Origin of the sequence: Nocardioides sp. BP30 (assembly GCF_029873215.1) — a bacterium.
Lineage (GTDB): Bacteria > Actinomycetota > Actinomycetes > Propionibacteriales > Nocardioidaceae > Nocardioides.
In genome coordinates this window covers 3,340,488-3,359,087 of the sequence record NZ_CP123620.1, presented here as the reverse complement: position 1 = coordinate 3,359,087, position 18,600 = coordinate 3,340,488, and the positions used below count along the sequence as shown (strand labels likewise).

18 protein-coding genes and 1 tRNA gene are annotated in these 18,600 nt (G+C 70.8%); 10 read left to right on the top strand and 9 right to left on the bottom strand.

Going from position 1 to position 18,600, the window contains the following annotated elements:
• Nucleotides 1–124: 124 nt before the first annotated feature.
• The 3 genes from P5P86_RS15850 to P5P86_RS15840 form a co-directional block, all read right to left on the bottom strand.
• Nucleotides 125–1,522, bottom strand: a complete 1,398-nt coding sequence (locus tag P5P86_RS15850; RefSeq protein ID WP_280608416.1) for an MFS transporter — start codon at nucleotides 1,520–1,522, stop codon at nucleotides 125–127.
• Between the two features lie 82 nt (nucleotides 1,523–1,604).
• Complete coding sequence (locus tag P5P86_RS15845) at nucleotides 1,605–2,480, bottom strand: shikimate dehydrogenase (protein ID WP_280608415.1); 876 nt, start codon at nucleotides 2,478–2,480, stop codon at nucleotides 1,605–1,607.
• A gap of 99 nt (nucleotides 2,481–2,579) precedes the next feature.
• Nucleotides 2,580–3,221: a TetR/AcrR family transcriptional regulator gene (locus P5P86_RS15840; RefSeq protein WP_280608414.1), complete on the bottom strand. Its 642-nt coding sequence runs from the start codon at nucleotides 3,219–3,221 to the stop codon at nucleotides 2,580–2,582.
• 86 nt (nucleotides 3,222–3,307) lie between these two features.
• Here P5P86_RS15840 and P5P86_RS15835 point away from each other — a divergent pair, with 86 nt between their 5' ends.
• From P5P86_RS15835 to P5P86_RS15820, 4 genes are all read left to right on the top strand, one after another.
• A complete protein-coding gene (locus tag P5P86_RS15835; protein WP_280608413.1) occupies nucleotides 3,308–5,134 on the top strand; it encodes a bifunctional sugar phosphate isomerase/epimerase/4-hydroxyphenylpyruvate dioxygenase family protein in 1,827 nt (608 codons plus the stop codon).
• 284 nt (nucleotides 5,135–5,418) lie between these two features.
• Entirely contained in the window at nucleotides 5,419–5,997 is a 579-nt protein-coding gene (locus P5P86_RS15830) for a TetR/AcrR family transcriptional regulator (RefSeq protein WP_280608412.1), read from the top strand.
• A gap of 84 nt (nucleotides 5,998–6,081) precedes the next feature.
• On the top strand, nucleotides 6,082–6,324 hold the full coding sequence (locus tag P5P86_RS15825) for a hypothetical protein (protein ID WP_280608411.1): 243 nt from the start codon (nucleotides 6,082–6,084) through the stop codon (nucleotides 6,322–6,324).
• A gap of 94 nt (nucleotides 6,325–6,418) precedes the next feature.
• On the top strand, nucleotides 6,419–7,177 hold the full coding sequence (locus tag P5P86_RS15820; protein WP_280608410.1) for an SDR family NAD(P)-dependent oxidoreductase: 759 nt from the start codon (nucleotides 6,419–6,421) through the stop codon (nucleotides 7,175–7,177).
• 43 nt (nucleotides 7,178–7,220) lie between these two features.
• Here P5P86_RS15820 and P5P86_RS15815 read toward each other — a convergent pair whose 3' ends face one another.
• Complete coding sequence (locus tag P5P86_RS15815) at nucleotides 7,221–7,622, bottom strand: winged helix-turn-helix transcriptional regulator (protein ID WP_280608409.1); 402 nt, start codon at nucleotides 7,620–7,622, stop codon at nucleotides 7,221–7,223.
• A 56-nt stretch (nucleotides 7,623–7,678) separates the two neighbouring features.
• Between P5P86_RS15815 and P5P86_RS15810 the strand changes: the two genes are divergently transcribed.
• Nucleotides 7,679–8,176: a nuclear transport factor 2 family protein gene (locus P5P86_RS15810; protein ID WP_280608408.1), complete on the top strand. Its 498-nt coding sequence runs from the start codon at nucleotides 7,679–7,681 to the stop codon at nucleotides 8,174–8,176.
• 335 nt (nucleotides 8,177–8,511) lie between these two features.
• Here P5P86_RS15810 and P5P86_RS15805 read toward each other — a convergent pair whose 3' ends face one another.
• Nucleotides 8,512–9,447, bottom strand: a complete 936-nt coding sequence (locus P5P86_RS15805) for an SDR family NAD(P)-dependent oxidoreductase (RefSeq protein WP_280608407.1) — start codon at nucleotides 9,445–9,447, stop codon at nucleotides 8,512–8,514.
• 133 nt (nucleotides 9,448–9,580) lie between these two features.
• Between P5P86_RS15805 and P5P86_RS15800 the strand changes: the two genes are divergently transcribed.
• The 4 genes from P5P86_RS15800 to P5P86_RS15785 all read left to right on the top strand — a co-directional run bounded on the left by P5P86_RS15800 (nucleotide 9,581) and on the right by P5P86_RS15785 (nucleotide 12,195).
• Nucleotides 9,581–9,934, top strand: coding sequence for a VOC family protein (locus tag P5P86_RS15800; protein WP_280608406.1), 354 nt, complete (start codon nucleotides 9,581–9,583; stop codon nucleotides 9,932–9,934).
• Nucleotides 9,903–10,955, top strand: coding sequence for a helix-turn-helix transcriptional regulator (locus tag P5P86_RS15795; RefSeq protein ID WP_348537905.1), 1,053 nt, complete (start codon nucleotides 9,903–9,905; stop codon nucleotides 10,953–10,955). Before P5P86_RS15800 ends, P5P86_RS15795 begins: the two co-directional genes overlap by 32 nt.
• Before the next feature lie 454 nt (nucleotides 10,956–11,409).
• Nucleotides 11,410–11,874, top strand: coding sequence for a DUF5994 family protein (locus P5P86_RS15790; RefSeq protein ID WP_280608404.1), 465 nt, complete (start codon nucleotides 11,410–11,412; stop codon nucleotides 11,872–11,874).
• Between the two features lie 33 nt (nucleotides 11,875–11,907).
• On the top strand, nucleotides 11,908–12,195 hold the full coding sequence (locus P5P86_RS15785) for a hypothetical protein (RefSeq protein ID WP_280608403.1): 288 nt from the start codon (nucleotides 11,908–11,910) through the stop codon (nucleotides 12,193–12,195).
• A 260-nt stretch (nucleotides 12,196–12,455) separates the two neighbouring features.
• Here the strand turns inward: P5P86_RS15785 and P5P86_RS15780 are convergent, their stop codons facing one another.
• On the bottom strand, nucleotides 12,456–13,958 hold the full coding sequence (locus P5P86_RS15780; protein WP_280608402.1) for an alpha/beta fold hydrolase: 1,503 nt from the start codon (nucleotides 13,956–13,958) through the stop codon (nucleotides 12,456–12,458).
• A gap of 264 nt (nucleotides 13,959–14,222) precedes the next feature.
• On the opposite strand from P5P86_RS15780, the gene P5P86_RS15775 reads away from it, so the two are divergent.
• Nucleotides 14,223–14,314, top strand: a tRNA-Sec gene (locus P5P86_RS15775).
• A gap of 72 nt (nucleotides 14,315–14,386) precedes the next feature.
• On the opposite strand, the gene selB is transcribed toward P5P86_RS15775, so the two are convergent.
• From selB to selD, 3 genes are read right to left on the bottom strand one after another with little or no spacing between them, the layout of a single operon-like run.
• Nucleotides 14,387–16,165, bottom strand: coding sequence for a selenocysteine-specific translation elongation factor (gene selB, locus P5P86_RS15770; protein ID WP_280608401.1), 1,779 nt, complete (start codon nucleotides 16,163–16,165; stop codon nucleotides 14,387–14,389).
• Nucleotides 16,166–16,168: 3 nt separating this feature from the next.
• Complete coding sequence (gene selA, locus P5P86_RS15765) at nucleotides 16,169–17,485, bottom strand: L-seryl-tRNA(Sec) selenium transferase (protein ID WP_280608400.1); 1,317 nt, start codon at nucleotides 17,483–17,485, stop codon at nucleotides 16,169–16,171.
• Nucleotides 17,486–17,510: 25 nt separating this feature from the next.
• Nucleotides 17,511–18,548, bottom strand: coding sequence for a selenide, water dikinase SelD (selD, locus tag P5P86_RS15760; protein ID WP_280608399.1), 1,038 nt, complete (start codon nucleotides 18,546–18,548; stop codon nucleotides 17,511–17,513).
• Nucleotides 18,549–18,600 lie beyond the last annotated feature (52 nt).

Here is an 18,600-nt window from a genome sequence, read left to right as displayed (position 1 = left end):
CGACAGATGAGTTGTGGTGCCCTCGCGCACCACGGACCTAGGGTGGCCCCGGCGTTCTGCCGGGGCCACCTGTTCGTGACAGCGCCGCCGTACCGCCCTCGACCGCCTCGCGGTGCTCGCCGTGTCAGCGGGCGGAGCGCCGAGGTGCCAGCGCGCTCGGCGCGCGGAGCTGCTTTCGCACCTCGGGCTGTCCCGACCGAGGCTCGGCATGAACTTCCTTGCGGCCGAGCGCAGCGGTGGGGACGTCCTTCGTCTCCCGGGCGGTGAGGGCCGACAGCGAGGCGACCACGGCGATGACGGCGGTGAAGCCGGCGGTCACGTACCAGCCGCCCTTCTGCACCCCGCCGAGCGCCGTCACGATGGTGGGGGCGAAGCCGGCCATCAGGAAGCCGATCTGGGTGCCGATCGCCATCCCGGAGAAGCGCACGCGGGTGCTGAACATCTCGCCGTAGAAGGAGGGCCACACGGCGTTCGCGGCGGCGTAGCCGCAGGAGAACGTCACCACCGCGAGAGCGAAGATCACCAGCTCGTTGCTCTGGCCCATCGAGAGCAGGTAGAAGGGCATGAAGACCGCGCTGGACAGGGCGCCGTAGACGAAGACCGGCTTGCGGCCGATCCGGTCGGCGAGTCGGCCGAAGAGGGGCTGGGTCAGCAGGGCGAAGGCGTTGGCCACGACCACCAGCCACAGCGTGATCGACTCGCGCAGGCCGACCTCCTTGCCGTACGCGATGGCGAGGTTGCCGAACACCGTGGAGACGGCGGCGATGGTGGCGCACAGGATCACGCGCAGGACGTCGGCCCAGTGGTCGCGCAGGAGGACGGCGACGGGCAGACGGGCGATCTCGCCCTTCGACCGGGCCTGCTCGAACTCCGGCGTCTCGTGCAGCCCGCGGCGGATGAAGTAGGCCACCACCACGACCAGAGCGCTGCACCAGAACGGGATCCTCCAGCCGTAGCTGTCCTTGATGTGGTCGGGCATGTTGACCACGGGGATGAAGATGAGGGCGGCGAGGATCTGTCCGCCCTGGGTGCCGGTGAGCGTCCACGAGGTGAAGGCGGCGCGCTGGTGTTCGGGTGCGTGCTCGAGCGTCAGCGAGCTGGCGCCCGACTGCTCGCCGGCAGCCGAGAGCCCCTGCAACACCCGACACAGCACCAGCAGCACGGGTGCCGCCCACCCGATCGCTCCGAAGGTGGGCAGGCACCCGATCAGGAACGTCGAGCCGCCCATCATCACCAGCGTCGCCAGCAGCACCCGCTGGCGGCCGATCCGGTCACCGAAGTGGCCGACGAACACGGCGCCGACGGGGCGTGCGACGTAGGCGACGGCGAAGGTCGCGAACGACATCACCAGCGACGAGGAGCCGCCGTCGGGGAAGAAGACATGCGGGAAGATCAGTGCCGCCGCCGAGCCGAAGACGAAGAAGTCGTAGTACTCCACCGCGCTGCCCATGAAGCTGGCGACGGCGGCACGCACAGGCGTGCGGGTGGGGGCGCTGGTTGCGGTGCTGCTGGATCCCGTCATCGGGTCCTCCTGAGGAGAATCGTGCCGCAGGCTGGGCCTGGCGGTCGAGCGGCTGGGCCGCTGGTGGTCGATCGAGTGCGGGTCAGTGTTCGGTTCGCTGCTCGGAGGCGGCGAGCTCGCTGAGGTGGGCGAGCATGCGCGGGGCATCGGGGTCGACGCCGGTGATCAACCGGAAGGCGTCGACCGCCTGGTAGGTCGCCATGTGACCGCCGTGGAGGGTGCGGCATCCGACGGCCCGCGCTGCTCGCAGCAGCGCGGTCTCGATCGGCCGGTACACGATGTCGGCCACCCACAGGTCGGAGTGGAGCAGCGTCGGGTCCAGCGGCAGACCGGGGTGCTCCGCCATCCCGACCGGCGTGCAGTGCACAAGGCCGTCGGCCTCGGGGAGCAGGGCCGCCAGCTTGTCCGCGTCGGCCGCGACGACCCGGGACTCGGGGAAGCGGGCGGCGAGCTCGGAGACGAGCCGCTCGGCCCGGACCGGGTCCAGGTCCACCACCGTCAGCCGGTCGACACCGAGCGTGAGCAGCGCGTCCGCGACGGCGGCACCGGCGCCGCCGGCACCGAGCTGCACGACCTCGCGGGTCGGCACACCCGGAAGCCCCGTGCGGACCGCTGTCGCGAACCCGGTGGTGTCGGTGTTGTAACCGACTGCCGCACCATCCTCGAAGACGACCGTGTTGACCGCACCGAGCCGCTGTGCGGTCGGGTCGACCCGGTCGAGGTGGGGGAGCACGAGCTGCTTGCACGGGTGGGTGATGTTCAGGGCGTCGTACCCGAGGGTGCGGGCGCTGCCGACCAGGTCGCCCACGGCCGCCGCGGGCAGCCCCAGGGCGGACAGGTCGATCGTCCGGTAGACGTAGGCGAGTCCGTGGGCCGCCGCCTCCCGCATGTGCAACAGGGGTGTCAGCGACGGCGTCACGCCGTTGCCGATCAGTCCGACGAGAAACGGGCGGGTCATGCTGCGGCTCCTTATGAACTATCCGGTACGTTCATATCTACGACAGCATGTGACGGCCCTCACGTCAAGCCGCAGGGGGAGTATTTTGCGGAGCCGGCCTCAGGACCGGGTGAGCCAGCCGACGACGACGTCGCCGAGGATGCGGCGGTGCCGCGCGCGTACGTCGGGGGCGAGCATGTCGCGCCCGAACAGGAAGCCGAAGGTGGCGGCGTTGGCGACCTGGAAGACGCAGTAGGAGCTGATCAGCATGTGCACGTCGATGGCGTCGACGTCGTTGCGGAACTCGCCTGCCACGCGACCGCGCTCCAGCACCTGGTCGAGCAGGCTGGCGGCAGGTGCGCTCAGGTCGCGCAGGGAGTCGACCTTGCGCAGGTGCTCGGCCTGGTGGATGTTCTCGGTCGAGACCAGCCGGATGAATGCCGGGTGGGCGTGATGGTGGTCGAAGGTCAGCTCGGCGATGCGGCGGATGGCCTCGGTGGGTGCCAGATCGCCCGCGTTGATGCTCTGCTCGGCGGCGCGGATCGTGCGATAGGCCGACTCCAGGACGGCGAGGTAGAGCCCCTCCTTGCCGCCGAAGTAGTAGTAGATCATCCGCTTGGTGGTGCGGGTCCGCTCGGCGATCTCGTCGACCCTGGCACCGCTGTAGCCGCGCTCGGCGAAGACCTCGGTGGCGACCTCGAGCAGCTCGGCGCGGGTGCGGTCCGCGTCGCGGACGCGCTCGGCGGGATCAAGGCGGGCCATGGCGACGAGGGTAGTGGCAGTGGATCTTCCCAGGGTCTCGTTTTGTATGTACCGTTTAGTACATTGCTGAGCTGGAGGAGGATCTCATGCGGACATCCATCGCCACCGTCTGCCTCAGCGGCGGCCTGGTCGAGAAGCTGCACGCCTGCGCCGAGGCAGGATTCGATGGGGTGGAGGTCTTCGAGCCCGATCTGATCGCGGCACCGCAGAGTCCCGAGGAGATCCGGGCGCTGGCTGACCGGCTGGGTCTGCGCCTGGATCTCTACCAGCCCTTCCGGGACGCGGAGGGCGTCGACGAAAGCACGTTCGCCACCGTGTTGCGGCGGGCGGAGGCGAAGTTCGCCTTGATGCGGCGCCTGGGGATGGACCTGATGCTGGTGTGCAGCAACGTGGGCACCGCCACGATCGACGACGACGAGGTCTCCGCGGGACAGTTGCGCCGGCTGGGCGACCTCGCGTCGTCCTATGGCGTCCGGCTCGCCTACGAGGCGTTGGCGTGGGGCCGGTACGTCGACGACTACCGCCGCGCCTGGCGGATCGTGCGGCTGGCCGACCACCCCGCCGTCGGGGTCTGCCTGGACAGCTTCCACATCCTCTCGCGGGGACACGACCCCCAGGCGATCGAGGAGATCCCGGCGGAGCGGATCTTCTTCCTGCAACTGGCCGACGCGCCGGCGCTGAGCATGGACGTGCTGTCGTGGAGCAGGCACCACCGGCTGTTCCCGGGGGAGGGCAGCTTCGACCTGACCGGATTTCTCGGGCACGTGCTGCGCGCCGGCTACACGGGCCCGCTCTCGCTCGAGGTCTTCAACGACACCTTCCGGCAGACCGATCCCCGGCGTACCGCACGGCAGGCGCTGCGTTCGTTGCGCTGGCTGGAGGACGGGACCGCGCGGGGGCTCGGCACCGCTGCCGGTCCCGGGGTGACACGGCTGCCCGAGGTCCCGGCCCCTGCCGGGTTCGACTTCGTCGAGGTCAAGGCCCAGGACACCGGTGACGTCGAGGTGCTGCTGGAGCAGCTCGGCTTCGACTTCCGCGGCCGGCACCGCCGCAAGCAGGTCCGGCTCTGGACCCGGGGCCAGGCCCGGATCGTGTGCAACGAGCAGCAGGCACTCGGCCAGCAGCCGCGGATCTCGGCGGTCGGCTTCGACGTCACGGACCCGGCCGCCGCGGCGCAGCGAGCCGCGAGGCTGCTGGCGCCGCCGGTGCCGCGCCGTACCTATGCGGGCGAGGAACTGCTCCATGGTCTCGTCGCGCCGGACGGCACGGAGATCTTCCTGGGGCACGGTGCCGGCTGGGTGGGCGAGTTCGAAGGCGGTGTGGAGCCGGCAGGACCCGCTACCGGATCGATCACCCACGTCGACCACGTGAACCTCGTGCAGCCGTGGCAGTCCTTCGACGAGGCGGTGCTGTTCTATGGCAGCGTCCTCGGCCTGGAGCCGCAGCCGGTCAACGAGGTCGCCGGCCCGGCAGGCCTGGTCCGCAGCCAGGTGATGTGCTCGTGCGGCCGCGAGGTCAGGCTGCCGCTGAACCTGCTGCCCGCCGGCCAGCAGGGTGATGCCCAGGGTGATGCCCAGGGTCATGCCCAGGGTCATGCCCAGCACATCGCACTGGCCTGCGACGACATCGTGGCGCTGGCTCGCCGCGCTCAGGAGCGCGGGCTGCGGCCCCTCGCCGTGCCCGGCAACTATTACGACGACCTGGTCGCCCGCTTCGACCTGGCTCCGGAGGAGGTCGGGACCCTGCGGGACCTCGCGTTGCTCTACGACTGCGACCCGAGCGGCGCGTACGTGCACTTCTACACCCCCACCGTCGGTGGCGTCTTCTTCGAGGTCGTCGAGCGCCGGGGCTCCTACGACGGGTACGGCGCGGGCAACGCGCCGGTCCGCCTGGCCGCGCAGGCCACCGGGTGAGCGCAGCGGCCGCAACCGCTCCGACAGCACCTCTGTCTCCGCGGCGGGCGACGGCCCTCGCTTCGATCAAGGATGATCGCGCAGCAGCGCGCGAGCGGACGTCCTTGCCTCGTCCCGCGCACGGACTCGGCTCTCTTCGTCCACGCCGAACACGCCCTCTGCGAGGAAGGCGGCATAGCCATGAGCGCGTCCGGGATCCACTCGGCGCTGGTCGAGAAGGAGGTCCGACTGGTCTGAGGGAAGCGTACGGCGCCGCCGTCGGCCCGGTCGCCTAGGCTCTCGCTATGTCGACTCTCACGCGCAAGGGTCAGGAGACGCGGGCCCGGATCGTGGACGCCAGCGCCCTTCTCATCCGTGAGGCAGGTGCCGGCGAGACGAGTCTCGATGACATTCGCGCCGCGACAGCTACCAGCAAGAGCCAGTTGTTCCATTACTTCCCCGGCGGCAGGGAGGACCTGCTGGTCGCCGTGGCAGAGCACGAGGCGGCTCAGGTGCTGCTCGCCCAGCAGCCGTGGCTCGACCAGCTCGGGCCCGACGAGGCATGGGTCCGGTGGCATCGCGCCGTCATCGACCATTACGTCGCCTTGGGTAGCAGGTGCCCGCTCGGTTCGCTGACCACCGAGCTGGGCAAGACCTCGCCGCGCTCGCGGCAGGTCATCACGCACCTGTACGACGTATGGCAGTCCAAGCTGGCCGCCGGCATCGATCGACGGCCGGACTCGACGACGGACGCAGAGTGCGGTGCGCGCGCGATCCTCGCCGCGATCCAGGGAGGCGTCTTGATGCTGCGCGTCACTGAGCGCGTGTCTTACTTGCAGGACGCCTTGGCGGTGAGCCTGGAGGCGTTGAATATCGAGGCGTAGATTGGACTTGCCAGTCCAGAAGATTCGACGCACTATTGGACTGTGAGGTCCAAAAAACACACCGGGTTGGGGCTCAGTCAGCGTGTGAGCGAGTCAGGCCTGCTGTTCGCGCCGATGACGGCCACCATGCTGAGCGCGGGAATGGCTGCTGGCAGGCTCACGCGACCCGTCGACGCCCACCGCCTGGTCGCGACGACGTCGATGCTGTCGGTGCTCGCCTATCTCAGCGCGCACCAGGTAGATCGTGTTCCTAGCGAGCGCGGCTACGTCGCGATGTCCTTCGCGCTTGCCGCGGCCGGAGCGGCGCCCACGTCGGCGACCGACTGACCGCGGTTTCCCTTTCCCCTGTTCTCGGTGCGCCCGCTCTGCCGGGAGCACCGACCAACGCCCTTGCACGCTCACTCGAGAAACGGAAACCTCCATGTCCAACTCCTTCGACTTCACCGACCGCAGCGTCTTGGTCACGGGATCGACCGGCGGCATCGGCCGCGCCATCGCTGAGGCGTTCGCGGAGGCGGGCGCAGCTGTCATCGTGACGGGTCGCGACGCCGACCGCGGCGCCCATGCCGTCGAGGTGATCAAGGCTCACGGCGGCGACGCTCGCTTCATCCGGGCTGACCTGGGTCGAGGCGGGTCTGCGATCGACGCCTTGGTGGACGAGGCTCTCGAGCGAGTCGGTCGCCTCGATGTGCTGGTGAACAACGCCGCCCAGCTCATCACGCCGTCTGCCAGCGTCGAGGTGAGCCAGGAGCTCATCGACGAGGCGTTCGCGGTCAGCGTCCGAGCACCGTTCCTGCTGACCGGCCGGATCGCCACCCACATGGCGCAACACGGCGGCGGCGCCGTGGTGAACCTCGGCTCGCTCAACGGCTTCCGAGGCTCTGCAGGTTCTGCGCTCTACTCGGCCACGAAGGCCACGATGCACTCCTTGACCAAGTCGTGGGCCGCCGAGTACGGACCTCAAGGTGTCAGAGTCAACGCCGTCGCACCAGGTCCGACGTTGACCGAGAAGGTGCGCGCGATGCAGGACTACCTCGCACCCATGATCGCTGCCATGCCCTCGCGACGTCCCAGCGAACTCGCCGAGGTTGCCGCGGCCGTGATGTTCCTCGCCTCCGATCTGTCCAGCAACACCCATGGCGCGATCCTCTCGGTCGACGGCGGGGCAGCAGCTCTCTAGCGCGTGGGCTACGACGCGGGGGCGCGGCGGGAGAGCCCCCGCGTCAGGCGGTTCGCGGACCGAGCCTCGCCGACGTTGCCTCCAAGTGCTCGGACGCGGCCCAATCGTGCAGCGCATTGAGCGCCGGCTCGAGCGCCGCTCCTGCGGCGGTGAGGTCATACTCCACGCGCGGCGGCACCTCGGGGTAGGCGGTCCGTCGCACGACACCATCGACCTCGAGTGCGCGCAGCTGTTGAATCAGCATCTTCTGCGACACGGCCGGGATCGCACGTTCCAGGTCGGAGAAGCGTCGGGGTGCCGCCACCAGTAGATGATGGATGATGAGCAGCTTCCAGCGACCCTCGATGACCGATATCGCGTGCTCGACCCGATCGATGCTGCACTCGACACCGTCGGCCGTGCTCGGGACGGACGCTGCGCGAGGCTCCGCACTGGATGCGTCCATACTTACTAATTTGTCAGTACTTCCCATATGGGGAGTGTAGTTCTTAGCGTCATGCCATGACGAGTAACAGCGCCAACAACCGCACCGATCGCCTCCAGTACCTGACTGACCGCATCGAGATCCAAGACGTGATCGCCCGCTATGGATTGGGACAGGACCTTCATGAGGACGGTGACAACGACGTGCTGCGAGAGTGGGACGCCGTCTTCGCTCCCGAAGGCCGCGCCGACTACTCGATCACGGGCGTACCCGATCTCGCCGACATCGGCTACCGCGAGCTGGTCGACTTCATGCGGCGCCCGGGCGGCTCGATGAGTGGTCTCAAGCGATGGCAGCACTTCCAGGCGTGGTCAACGGTCGAGATCTCGGGAGACACCGCCACCGCCCGCACTCCCCACATCCACACCCACCAGGGCGAGACGGACGGGCAGGGCTGGAACCTGATCCAGACCGGAATGTTCGTCGACCGTCTCGAGCGGCGGCCCGAAGGATGGCGCATCGTGCACCGCACTCTCGAGATCTTGTGGATGGACACTTTTCCGGTCGCGGCCTGATGGCGCGACCACCGGGTCCGGACCGCGAGTCCCGAGAGCCAGCCGCTGAAGCACGCGCCGACGCTTCCCGCCTCGGTACAGGAGCAACGTCAGGGTCAGCTTCTTTCCGCTGATGCCGGCAGTCTCGAGCAAGGCCCGCGCGACGCGGGGATCGGCAGATCCGCGAGCGTGAGTGCGACACCGACGACCGCCAGGAGTGCGACCGCGGCGATGGAGGGCAGTCATGCCTGCCCTCCGAGCTGTTGCCCGAGCATCGTGCCGAGGCGAACTCCCAGCACTGTGCCGACCGGGATGCTGCGTCCGATCGGTCCGCCGCGCGCTGCGGCGGAGGCTGTTCACACCGCTACCGGCTTCCACGGCAGGACCTGGCCATCGCGTGAGAGCTGCCCGTACAGGTTCGGATCGATGGATTCCATCAGCGCCAGGTCGACCAGCGGAACAGCCGCCTCTTGGGGGCTGGGGGCATCGCTGACGTCCCAGAAGGCTGCGGAGGTGGGCGTGTTCATCATGCCCGGACAGACGGCAGTCACGAGAGTTCCCCGAGCGAGGTGGGCTTCGCGATGTGTCCGTGCGACCGCGCGGATCGCGGCGACCTGGGCGACTTTCGAGGGGATGTTGATGAAACCGGGCCACGGCGTGCCTCGCACAGAACCGTCGGCGACCAGGTCGCGCCATCCGGCCACCGCTGCATCGACATCGTCGAGGGTGGCGTCGTCGGGAAACCTCTCGTGCAGCACCGGTGCGAGGTAGTTCAGCGTGCCTAGGGAGCTGGCAATGACCACGAACCGACCGTTGTCACGCAGAAGCGGAAGGAGCGCGCGCAGGATGCGCGTCGTAGCGAAGTTGTTGACCTCGACGTAGGGAGCGACGACAGCCGCGATGTCGTCGTCCGGTGCGACGCGCATGACGGCGTTGTTGAAGACGATGTCGACGCCGCCGTGACGCTCCCGCATGAGATCAGCGAGCTGCGGGGTGCGCTGAGGATCGCTGACGTCGAAGTGCTCGGAGCGGACCTGGGCGCCGGTGGAGGTGCTTGCTGCCTCGCACACCTCGGCGAGGCGATCGAGGTCACGGCCGGTCGCGTAGACGGTGTCGTGCGGGCCGAGTCGTCGCGCGAGTTCGCCGACGAGTGCTGCTCCGAGTCCTTGGGTGGCGCCGGTGATGAGCGCAACCCGACCTGGTTCGGTCATGTCCAATCTCCCTGCTGGCCGTGATGGGTAAGGGCTGGCGGCCGCGTAGCGAGTCGCGGCCGACGCTGGCGGAGCCGACAAGAGCGCTCTCACCGTGCCGCTTCCACCACTGTGGGACCTGCGTAGCCAAGCGGGGGAGTGCCGTTGATACTGGTGGCAACGGCACCCGGCTGGGCGTTGAAATCGCGGTCCGCCGACAGGCACCGTCGTGGGCATGACACCGATCCTCAGCTCGGTCCAGACCCGCATCGACGTGTCGTCGATCGAGGATGCGCTGCCCATCTACCAGGCGCTCGCCGGCACCGACGACGTACGGCGCCTCCAGTTCCCGCAGTTCGACCTGGCGATCGTCGGACCGTTCATGCTGCTGCAAGGCGAGGCCGAGACGCTGCGTGAGTACCACCGCGAAGCGACGCTCGTCGTCGCCGACCTCTCAGCCGCAGTCGACGCGTTCGTGCGCGCTGGCGGCTCGGTCCTCGACGGACCGGTCGACTCGGCGGGCGGATCGCGAGTGATCGTGGCGGATCCTGACGGCAATGTGTTCGAGTGCTACCAGCCGGGCCGGTGATCGTGCACCCTCTGGTCGCTTCACCGTCGGGCCCTCCCGCCAGGGCACGTTCTGCTCGTCACATCGCCCCAGCGCCTGCCACCTATGCTGGAGCCGTCTCCCGCCTGGTCGAGCGGAGTGCTCACGAGGAGAATCCCGCAGATCGCGGAAGGTGAGAGGTGCGTGCGAAGCAATGGCAGACCTGGTGCAGAGGACGGAGCTGGCCGGGTTCCTTCGCTCGAAGCGTGAAGGGACGAGGCCCGAGGCCCTGGGACTCGAGCCAGGCCCACGCCGCCGAACTCCCGGCCTGAGACGCGAGGAGTTGGCGCTGCTTTCCGGAGTGTCGACGACGTGGTACACCTGGCTCGAGCAGGCTCGACCGATCAGTGTCAGCCGGCAGGTCATCGAGAGTCTTGCGCGAGCATTGCAGCTGGGCTCGCTGGAGCGAGCGCACCTCTTCACCTTGGCGGGGCTAGCACTTCCGGTCGACGCGCCAGCGCCGCCAGAGGTCGACGACACGATGCTGCGCCTGCTGCACAGCTTGGCGCCGAACCCCGCCTACATCGTCAATCCGTGGTGGGACATCCTGGCCTACAACAGTGCCTACGAAGCGTTGATCGGCAGACTTGACGGGCTCTCGCCGCACGAGTTGAACACGATCTGGTTGATGTTCACCGAGCCTCGGATGGCCGCACTCTTCATCGACTGGAACGACGAGGTCCGACAGCTCGTGGGACAGCTTCGAGCCCACTTGGCCCGCAACCCCTCCGACCCCCGGGGCCCGGAGCTGACCGAAGCCCTCCAGGCGGTCAGCTCGACGTTCACACAGCTGTGGGCCGAGCAGCGCGTCGATCGGTTCAAGGGCTCACGGAAACGGTTCAGCCATCCTCGACTGGGACGCCTCGATCTCGACTATGTGAAGCTCGCCGCCACAGACCGCGACCAGCAGTTCCTGATCGCTTTCGTGCCCGCCGATGCGGAGTCAGCCGCCGCACTGGGCCGTCTCGCGTTGGATGGATCCGTCTCGTCCGCTGATACCTGAGCATGCGATCGACGACCATGCTGCAACGCAGCCGTTCCTCAGCGGGACCGGGTCCGGACAGGTCCAGCCTCGGAGGCTGAGCTGAGGACAACGTCCGGGGCCGCGCGAACGGCGCGCGTCGCCTGGATCCGGCGACTCCGCCAGCCGAGCGTCGGACCGGACCGGGCGGTGCACGGCAGTCAGCTGTCCTGGTCAGCGGCATCGAGGGGCGACCGACGCCGCTTCTTAGCCTCGGCCGCCACCGTCAGGTACCCGATCGGCGGCGGCACCTTCCGGCGCGCCCTCCCGAGCGCACCGCCAGCGGTGACGGCACGCCGCCGGCGGCCGGATTGCCCCGGCATCGGGTGGGAAGCACGACCGGATCCGCTCGACCGGTGTACCGTCCACCACAAGACTGCGATCGTTCGGCTCCACCGTGAGTCCGACAGGGCAGCAATCGTGAGGCGGTGGCCTGATGGCCGCTGAGACACAGCCCACCCGATTCGTGCTGAGCGTTCGCGCCACGCCCGGTCCCTTCGATGCGGTGTGGTGGCCGCAGAGCCGACGCCTCGACGAGGAGCTCAGTGACCTCTTCGCGCTGTGGCCACCGGGGGCCGGCCGGATCGCGCGGGTTCTCTACTCGCCACCGGATTGGGATGACCGTCCTCGATCCGTCCCGGTCGGGGCCGGTCGGATCAAGACCGGCTGCTTCCCCGACGACGACACCCAGCTCCTGGTGCTCTCGATGATCGACGGTCGGCGCCTCAAGGTCAGGGTCATCCAGCCCGACACCCCTGCCGAGCTGGCTGCCAAGCTCCTCGAGGATGCCGCTGCCGGCGACGAGGTCGGGCCGACGACCTCACCCGACGGTTCGGAATCGCGCGTTCGTTTGGCCGGTGCGCTCTGCAGTCGGCCGTCGGGGCGCCGCCATCACCCCTAGCCCCGGTCGGCACCCCGAGAGGCGGTGGGTAGCGTGGGGTTGCGACGACGCCAGCCGTACCTGGCTGCTCTGATGGCCCTGATGGGGATGGACGGGGCCGATCACCTGATCCTGCGCGTCCACGCCGGCGAGTGCTCGTCCATCGTGGTGCGCAACCGGTTCGACGACGCGATAGCGATCCTCGACCGGGCGCAGTTCACCCACGATGTGAGGAAGGACGTCAAGTCGCTGAACCTGCCCCAGGCGACGCATGAGTCCCGGTGGCCGCCGGGCGAGGAGACGCTCGCCGGCGATCGCGCCCAGCGGGGTCCGTGCCTGTAGCGTGGCCCGAAGCACCGTCAGTCACAGGCCCATCGAGGCTCCGGAGTCGGCGGCAATCGACAGGCGGTGGCTGATGGCCACGCAGCACGATCGCACCACACGTCGGCAGGATCGTCTCCGCTCGCGAGCGGGCTCCGCTCGCGGGGTCCTGGGCGAGCACGGATCGTGGTTCGTCGAGTTCGCGCCCGGGGTTTCCGGCCGCTAGACCCAGCCCGCCTTCCCGGCCGGCCACTCGACCCGCGGAAGGTGACGTCTCGGCGTCAGGCAGGACCGAGCCCTCGACGATCCAACAGCCGCAGCGCCCGGGTGAGTGCGCGGTGCTGCCGGTCGAGGGTGAGCAGCGCCGGTGCGCGGGGGTCCGAGTACGGCGCGAGCCGCGCCTGGTCCCGCCGTACCTCGCTCTCGGCGCGCGCCAGCGTGGCGTAGACCTGCGGGTCGGAGTCCAGCCCCTCGCGCTGGCGCACGAGCTCGGCGGCGAGGAGCCGCACGGCCGTCAGCTCGACCGGATCGAGCCGGCCGGGGTCGCGTGGTCGGCGCGGTCGCAGCCAGGCACGGTCCGCCCAGGTGGGTGCGACGGCGAGCGACGCGCTGGTCAGAGCCCGGTGCAGCGAGCGGCCGTATCCGCTGTAGAGCCCGATCCAGACCGCCACGTCGTACAGGGCCTGGCGGCGAGCGCTCGCCGTGATCGCGACGTGGTACGGCGCGATCGGGTTCGCGGTGGCGACGGCGAGCAGGGGCAGCAGCGCCGTCGACTTCGACAGGGTGCGCAACTGTGCCGGATCCGGTGGTTCGCCCGTGTCGCTGAGGCCGAGTCGCTCGGTGAGCTCGGCGCGGGTCAGACCGAGCGCGGCACGGAAGCGGGCCCGTCGCTTCGGCGCCACGTGCTCGGCCAGGAAGTGTCCGTAGGCCAGCAGCAGGTAGGCATGCAGCTCGACGTCGTCGATCCACGGCTCGGGCACGGTCCCGACCGGCGCGAGCTCGCGGCTGCGACTGCCGAACAGCGCCCGCGCGACGGCCGTGGCGACGACCGGTGAGCCCAGGTAGTTCTCCATCGGGTGCCGGGCCGCCGGCAGCGCGATGTCGAGCACCCAGGGGAAGCGGTGGGAGATTCCGCGCATCCCGGTGACCGGGTCGGCGCCTCCCCAGACGTTGAGCCACCATCCGACCCGCTCGGGCGGCTCGCGCAGCACCTCCAGCCGGTCGCTGCCGCGATGCAGGGCGAGGTGCCCCGCGGGCGAGCCGAGGGTGATCAGGCCGACGACGGTGATGTCCTCGGGCAACCGGGTGAGCAGGTCGGCGGCGATGATGCTGCCCAGGCTGTGCGCCACCAGCACGATCGGGCCGGACCGAGGAATCGTGGCGAGCACGCGGTGGAGCGTGTTGGCGCGGGTCGCGTCGTCCTCCAGGTACCGCCGCGCCTGCGGGAGGACGCGCATCGCCGCCGGTACCGTCTCGGCGGCCAGCGGCGTCATCCGGCCCGCACTATGGGCGCCGAGCGCGCGCTCGAGGTCGGCGGTCGCCCGTTCGACCTGCCAGCGCACCTCGTCGCGACGCTGGGGCGAGAGGTGTCGGTCGTCCTGCGGTGGCAGCGGGTGGTTCTCGTCGCTGGGATAGCGCAGGGTGTTGGGGTACTTGGGAGCGAGGCACTCCACGCCGTCCAGGCCCGGATGGCCGGCGTCGCGCAACGCCCGGTCCAGCACGTCGCGCCAGGCGTCGTCGTGTTCGGCACCGATGCCGTGGAGGTAGATCAGCGTGGGGGTCATGAGGTGGCCCATGATGCCGTGCCGGGCCGGCTTCACGGTCGCCCTGCCGGTGTTTCGCCGAGCCGAGTGGGTTGCCGGTGGCAGGCCGGTGGCTAGGAAACTGAAGGCGATCGGCTGCCTTTCCCCAGGTGAGGGCAGCCGCTCGCCGTCGGTTTCCCTCGACGGCCCCCCACACCCACGGCTCACGCACCGCCCCCTTGTGTACCGTGAGCCTGCGCGCAAGCGCGGGGCGATCGGGATCAGCGGCCGGCCCGGGTGGTGCGGGGAGGTGTCTGCGTCCTGGTGGGCGCCGCGGTCTTCAAAACCGACGAGGGCGACACAGTCGGTCTGGCGGGTTCGATTCCCGTCCACCTCCGCCGCTCGCCACCTCCGCCGCTCGCCACCCGGCGGCGCCCTCGACCCCGGATCAGCGCCGGCTCAGCGCCGGCTCAGCGCCTGACCAGCGTCCGGCGCTGCTCGGCATCCGCCCGCGTGACGCGGCGACGGTCCAGCTCCTGCAGCAGCGGCAGCGCGACCCGTCGCGTCGTACCCAACGCCTGCCGTGCCTCGCTCGCCGTGAACGGCTGCGGGAGCTCACCGAGCGCCACGACCGCTCGGTCGATCGCGCCGGCGCCCAGGTAGACCCCGCGTGCGAGCCGCAGGAGCTGCCCCCGCCGGGCCGCGAGCTGGAGCGCCTCCTCGCTCAGACCGAGTTGCTCGAGCTGCGGCAGCTCGGGGGAGTCGAACGGCGCGGCGTCGAGCCGCTCCTGGAGGCCAGCCAACGCCTGCTCCACCGCTGCGGGCAGCGCCGGTGCGTGGTCACGGTGGTGGACCCCGTCGGCATCGCTGCGCAGCTGCGGGAGCGTGGCCAGCAGCTGGTCGAGCAGTGCCGCCTCGGGAAGCGCCAGCCGGCGTACGGCGGCCGCGCGTGGCAGGCCCGGCCGCATCGGGTGCTGCGCTGCCCACTCCTGGACCGCCGCCCCGAGCTCGGCGCGCCAGTGGCCCCAGCGCTCGGAGGTCACCAGCCAGTCGCCCGCGGTGACGGCCTGCGGCGGTGTCTCCTCGGCGGGACCGAGCAGACCCGCGCGGACGAGGTCGGTGCGCCGGACGGCGCCCCGCACCGCGAGCTCGGTGCCGGGGCCCGGTTCGGCGAGGAGCCGGTCCAGCTCGGCCGCACGCCGGCGCCCGGCACCACGCCTGCCCAGCGGCGGCGGGAAGACGTCGACGAGCTCCACGCCGGTCAGGTGTCCCACCTGCCCCGGATCCCGCAGGAGTGCGCGATCGCCGACCCGCAGCGGCAGCTCGTGTGTCAGCGTCAACCGGGCCGTGTGGGGACCGAGCCGGCGCAGGCGGGCGGCGACGGCGGCGGAGCCGATGTGCAGCAGCGGTTCGCGGGGGAGCTGCTCGGCATCCGAGCGCAGCCGGACGTCGAGCTCGGCGGTGGAGTGCCACCGCCCGGTCGCCACCAGTGCCGCGCCGCGTGGGACGTCCTCGGGCGCGACGCCCCGCAGGTTGAGCGCCACCCGGGCGACGGCCGGTGCCGACTCGACGCTCGCCTTCAGCGTCTGGATGCCGCGCACGGTGACGTGCCGTCCCGACGGAACGACCTCGAGGGTGTCGCCGACAGCGACCGCACCGGTGGGCAGGGTGCCGGTCACCACCGTCCCCGACCCGCGCACGGTGAACGACCGGTCGACCCACAGCCTGGTGGGCACGGGCGGCGGCTCCGGAAGCCGGTCGGCGACGCGGGCGAGAGCGGTCCGGAGCTCGGCCATGCCCTCGCCGGTGACGGCACTGACCCCGACCGACTCCAGGGCCGCCAGCGAGGTGCCGGCGAGGTGGTCGCGCGCCTCGCTCTCCGCCAGCTCGACATCGCCCAGGTCGGCGCGGCTCAGCACCAGCAGACCGTGCTCGACCCCGAGCGCGTCGAGCGCCTGGACATGTTCGCCCGTCTGCTGGCACCAGCCCTCGTCGGCGGCGACGACGAGCATGACGGCGGGCACCGGGCCGACACCGGCGAGCATGTTGCTGATGAAGCGCCGGTGCCCCGGGACGTCGACGAACGCGATCGGCTCACCGCCGGGCAGGGTCATCCAGGCATACCCGAGGTCGATGGTCATGCCGCGGCGCTTCTCCTCCGACCAGCGGTCCGGCTCCATCCCCGTCAGCGCGCGGACCAGGGTGGACTTGCCGTGGTCGACGTGACCGGCGGTGGCGAAGACGTGCACGACTCAGTGCCTCGCGGAGGCGGCGGCCACGATCGCCTCGCTGATCAGGAGGTCATCGGTCGGGTCGACGCACCGCAGGTCGACCAGGCAGCGGTCGCGCTCGATCCGGGCGACGACACAGGGCCTGCCCAGCCGGAGCCGCGCCGCCAGCTCGGCCGGGAGCTGCACCGCCCACCCAGGAAGCGGGACGCCCGGCGCGCCACCGCCGCCCACCAGACCTGACACCTCGACGACCGGTGCGTCGACGCGGGCCGCGACCAGCCGCCCATGCAGGTCCTCGGTACGGCGTCGGAGGGTCTCACCCGAGGCGCGCAGCGCGGCGAGGACCGGCGTCACCGGTGCCGCGAGCGTGGCCTCGAGGGCCGCGATCGTCAGCTTGTCGACGCGGACGGCGCGGGCGAGCGGGTGGCGCCGCAGGGCGTGCACGACCTCCGCCCTGCCGAGCACGAGGCCCGCCTGGGGTCCGCCCAGGAGCTTGTCCCCGCTCGCCGTCACGATGGTTGCGCCCTGGCGCAGCCAGGTGGTCGCGTCGGGCTCGTCGGGCAGCGTCGGCTCCGGCTCCAGCAGCCCGGAGCCGATGTCGGCGACCACCGGTACGCCGAGCGTCGACAGCTCGTGGACCCCGACGGCCGAGGTGAAACCCTGCACGCTGAAGTTCGAGGGGTGGACCTTGAGGATGAAGCCGGTCTCCGGCCCGATCGCGTCACGGTAGTCCGCGAGGTGCGTCCGGTTGGTCGTCCCGACCTCGCGCAGACGCGCGCCGGTGCTCTCCAGCAGGCTGGTGAGACGGAATCCGTCACCGATCTCGACGAGCTCGCCCCGGCTGACGACGATCTCGCGGCCCTGGGCGAGCGTCGTGGCCGCCAGCACGAGTGCCGCCGCGCCGTTGTTGACGACCAGGGCGTCCTCGGCGGCGGGCACCCGGTCCAGCAGCGCCTCGAGCGTACGCCGACCGCGCCGGGCGCGGGACCCGTCCTCGACGGCGTACTCCACGTCGACGTACCCCGCCGCGGCCTCCAGGGCGCGGACGGCGTCCGGATGCAGGGGCGCCCGTCCCAGGTTCGTGTGCAGCACGACGCCGGTGGCGTTGAGGACCCTCCTCAGTGTCGTCCCGTGCTGCGGGAGCCGTTCGATCACCGCCCCGACGAGCAGCTCGGGAGCGAGCCGGCCGGCGCGGGCCTCCGCGAGGCTGCGCTGCACCGCCGCCTTCAGCAGCGTCGGATGGATGCCGCGGCCGGCCGCGACGATCGCCGGGTCGGCCAACAGCGCGTCGACGCGGGGCAGCCGCCGGCGCGGGTCCTGATGGTCGTGATGGGTCATCCCGGAGCTCCGTCGGTGGCCGGCGTCAGCCGACGACCAGCTCGTGCCCCTGGTGGGGGAGGAGCTCACCGATGACGGGTGCGCCCGGGATCTCCCCGGCGACCAGCAGACCGCCGGAGGTCTGCGCGTCGGCGAGCAGCAGCCGGTCGTCCTCGGCGACGTCGCCGTTCCAGCGCACGTGCGGCGCGACCCAGTCGAGGTTGCGCCGGGTGCCGCCGCTGACGTAGCCGTCCCGCACCGCCTCGCGGGCGCCGTCCAGGTAGGGCACGGCGGCCGGGTCGATGCGGACCGTGAGGCGGCTGGCGCGGGCCAGCTTGTAGGCGTGCCCCAGCAGGCCGAAGCCGGTGACATCGGTGGCGCAGCGGACGCCGGCGGCGAGTGCTGCCCGGGCCGCGTCGCGGTTCAGCGCCGTCATCGAGGCGACGGCCTGGGGGAACACCTCGCCGGTCGACTTGTGCCGGTTGTTGAGCACGCCCACGCCCAGGGGCTTGGTCAGCGAGAGGGGCACCCCCGCGACGCCGTTCTCCAGGCGCAGGAGTACGTCGGGATCGGCGACACCCGTCACCGCCAGGCCGTACTTCGGCTCCGGGTCGTCGATGCTGTGCCCGCCGGCGAGGTGACAGCCGGCGAGACGGGCGATGTCGGCGCCGCCGCGCAGCACCTCGGTGGCCAGCTCGATGGGCAGCACGTCCCGCGGCCAGCCGAGCAGGTTGATCGCCAGCACCGGCGAGCCGCCCATCGCGTAGACGTCGCTGAGCGCGTTCGCCGCCGCGATCCGCCCCCAGTCGCACGGATCGTCGACGACCGGGGTGAAGAAGTCGGAGGTCAGGATCATCGCTGTGCCCGACTCCAGCCGTACCGCGGCGGCGTCGTCGCCGTACTCCAGGCCGACCAGGAGCTCGATGTCGGAGTCGGCGCCCGAGGCGAGGTCGGAGGGGATCGCGGACCCGCCGCCGAGTCCGGCGACCATCTGCTCCAGCTCGCCGGGCGGGATCTTGCAGGCGCAGCCTCCGCCGTGGGCGAACTGGGTCAGCCGGATCTGCTGCGTGTCGCTCTGGGTCACGACGGCTCCCTTCCGCGGTGTCGAGACGTCCTGCGGGACACCCTAGATGCTC

Coding starts and splice junctions, on each gene's coding strand:
- P5P86_RS15850 (WP_280608416.1), bottom strand. CDS start 1,522: ATGACGGGATCCAGCAGCACCGCAACCAGCGCCCCCACCCGCACGCCT.
- P5P86_RS15845 (WP_280608415.1), bottom strand. CDS start 2,480: ATGACCCGCCCGTTTCTCGTCGGACTGATCGGCAACGGCGTGACGCCG.
- P5P86_RS15840 (WP_280608414.1), bottom strand. CDS start 3,221: ATGGCCCGCCTTGATCCCGCCGAGCGCGTCCGCGACGCGGACCGCACC.
- P5P86_RS15835 (WP_280608413.1), top strand. CDS start 3,308: ATGCGGACATCCATCGCCACCGTCTGCCTCAGCGGCGGCCTGGTCGAG.
- P5P86_RS15830 (WP_280608412.1), top strand. CDS start 5,419: ATGTCGACTCTCACGCGCAAGGGTCAGGAGACGCGGGCCCGGATCGTG.
- P5P86_RS15820 (WP_280608410.1), top strand. CDS start 6,419: ATGTCCAACTCCTTCGACTTCACCGACCGCAGCGTCTTGGTCACGGGA.
- P5P86_RS15815 (WP_280608409.1), bottom strand. CDS start 7,622: ATGGACGCATCCAGTGCGGAGCCTCGCGCAGCGTCCGTCCCGAGCACG.
- P5P86_RS15810 (WP_280608408.1), top strand. CDS start 7,679: ATGACGAGTAACAGCGCCAACAACCGCACCGATCGCCTCCAGTACCTG.
- P5P86_RS15800 (WP_280608406.1), top strand. CDS start 9,581: ATGACACCGATCCTCAGCTCGGTCCAGACCCGCATCGACGTGTCGTCG.
- P5P86_RS15795 (WP_348537905.1), top strand. CDS start 9,903: ATGTGTTCGAGTGCTACCAGCCGGGCCGGTGATCGTGCACCCTCTGGT.
- P5P86_RS15790 (WP_280608404.1), top strand. CDS start 11,410: ATGGCCGCTGAGACACAGCCCACCCGATTCGTGCTGAGCGTTCGCGCC.
- P5P86_RS15780 (WP_280608402.1), bottom strand. CDS start 13,958: ATGACCCCCACGCTGATCTACCTCCACGGCATCGGTGCCGAACACGAC.
- selA (WP_280608400.1), bottom strand. CDS start 17,485: ATGACCCATCACGACCATCAGGACCCGCGCCGGCGGCTGCCCCGCGTC.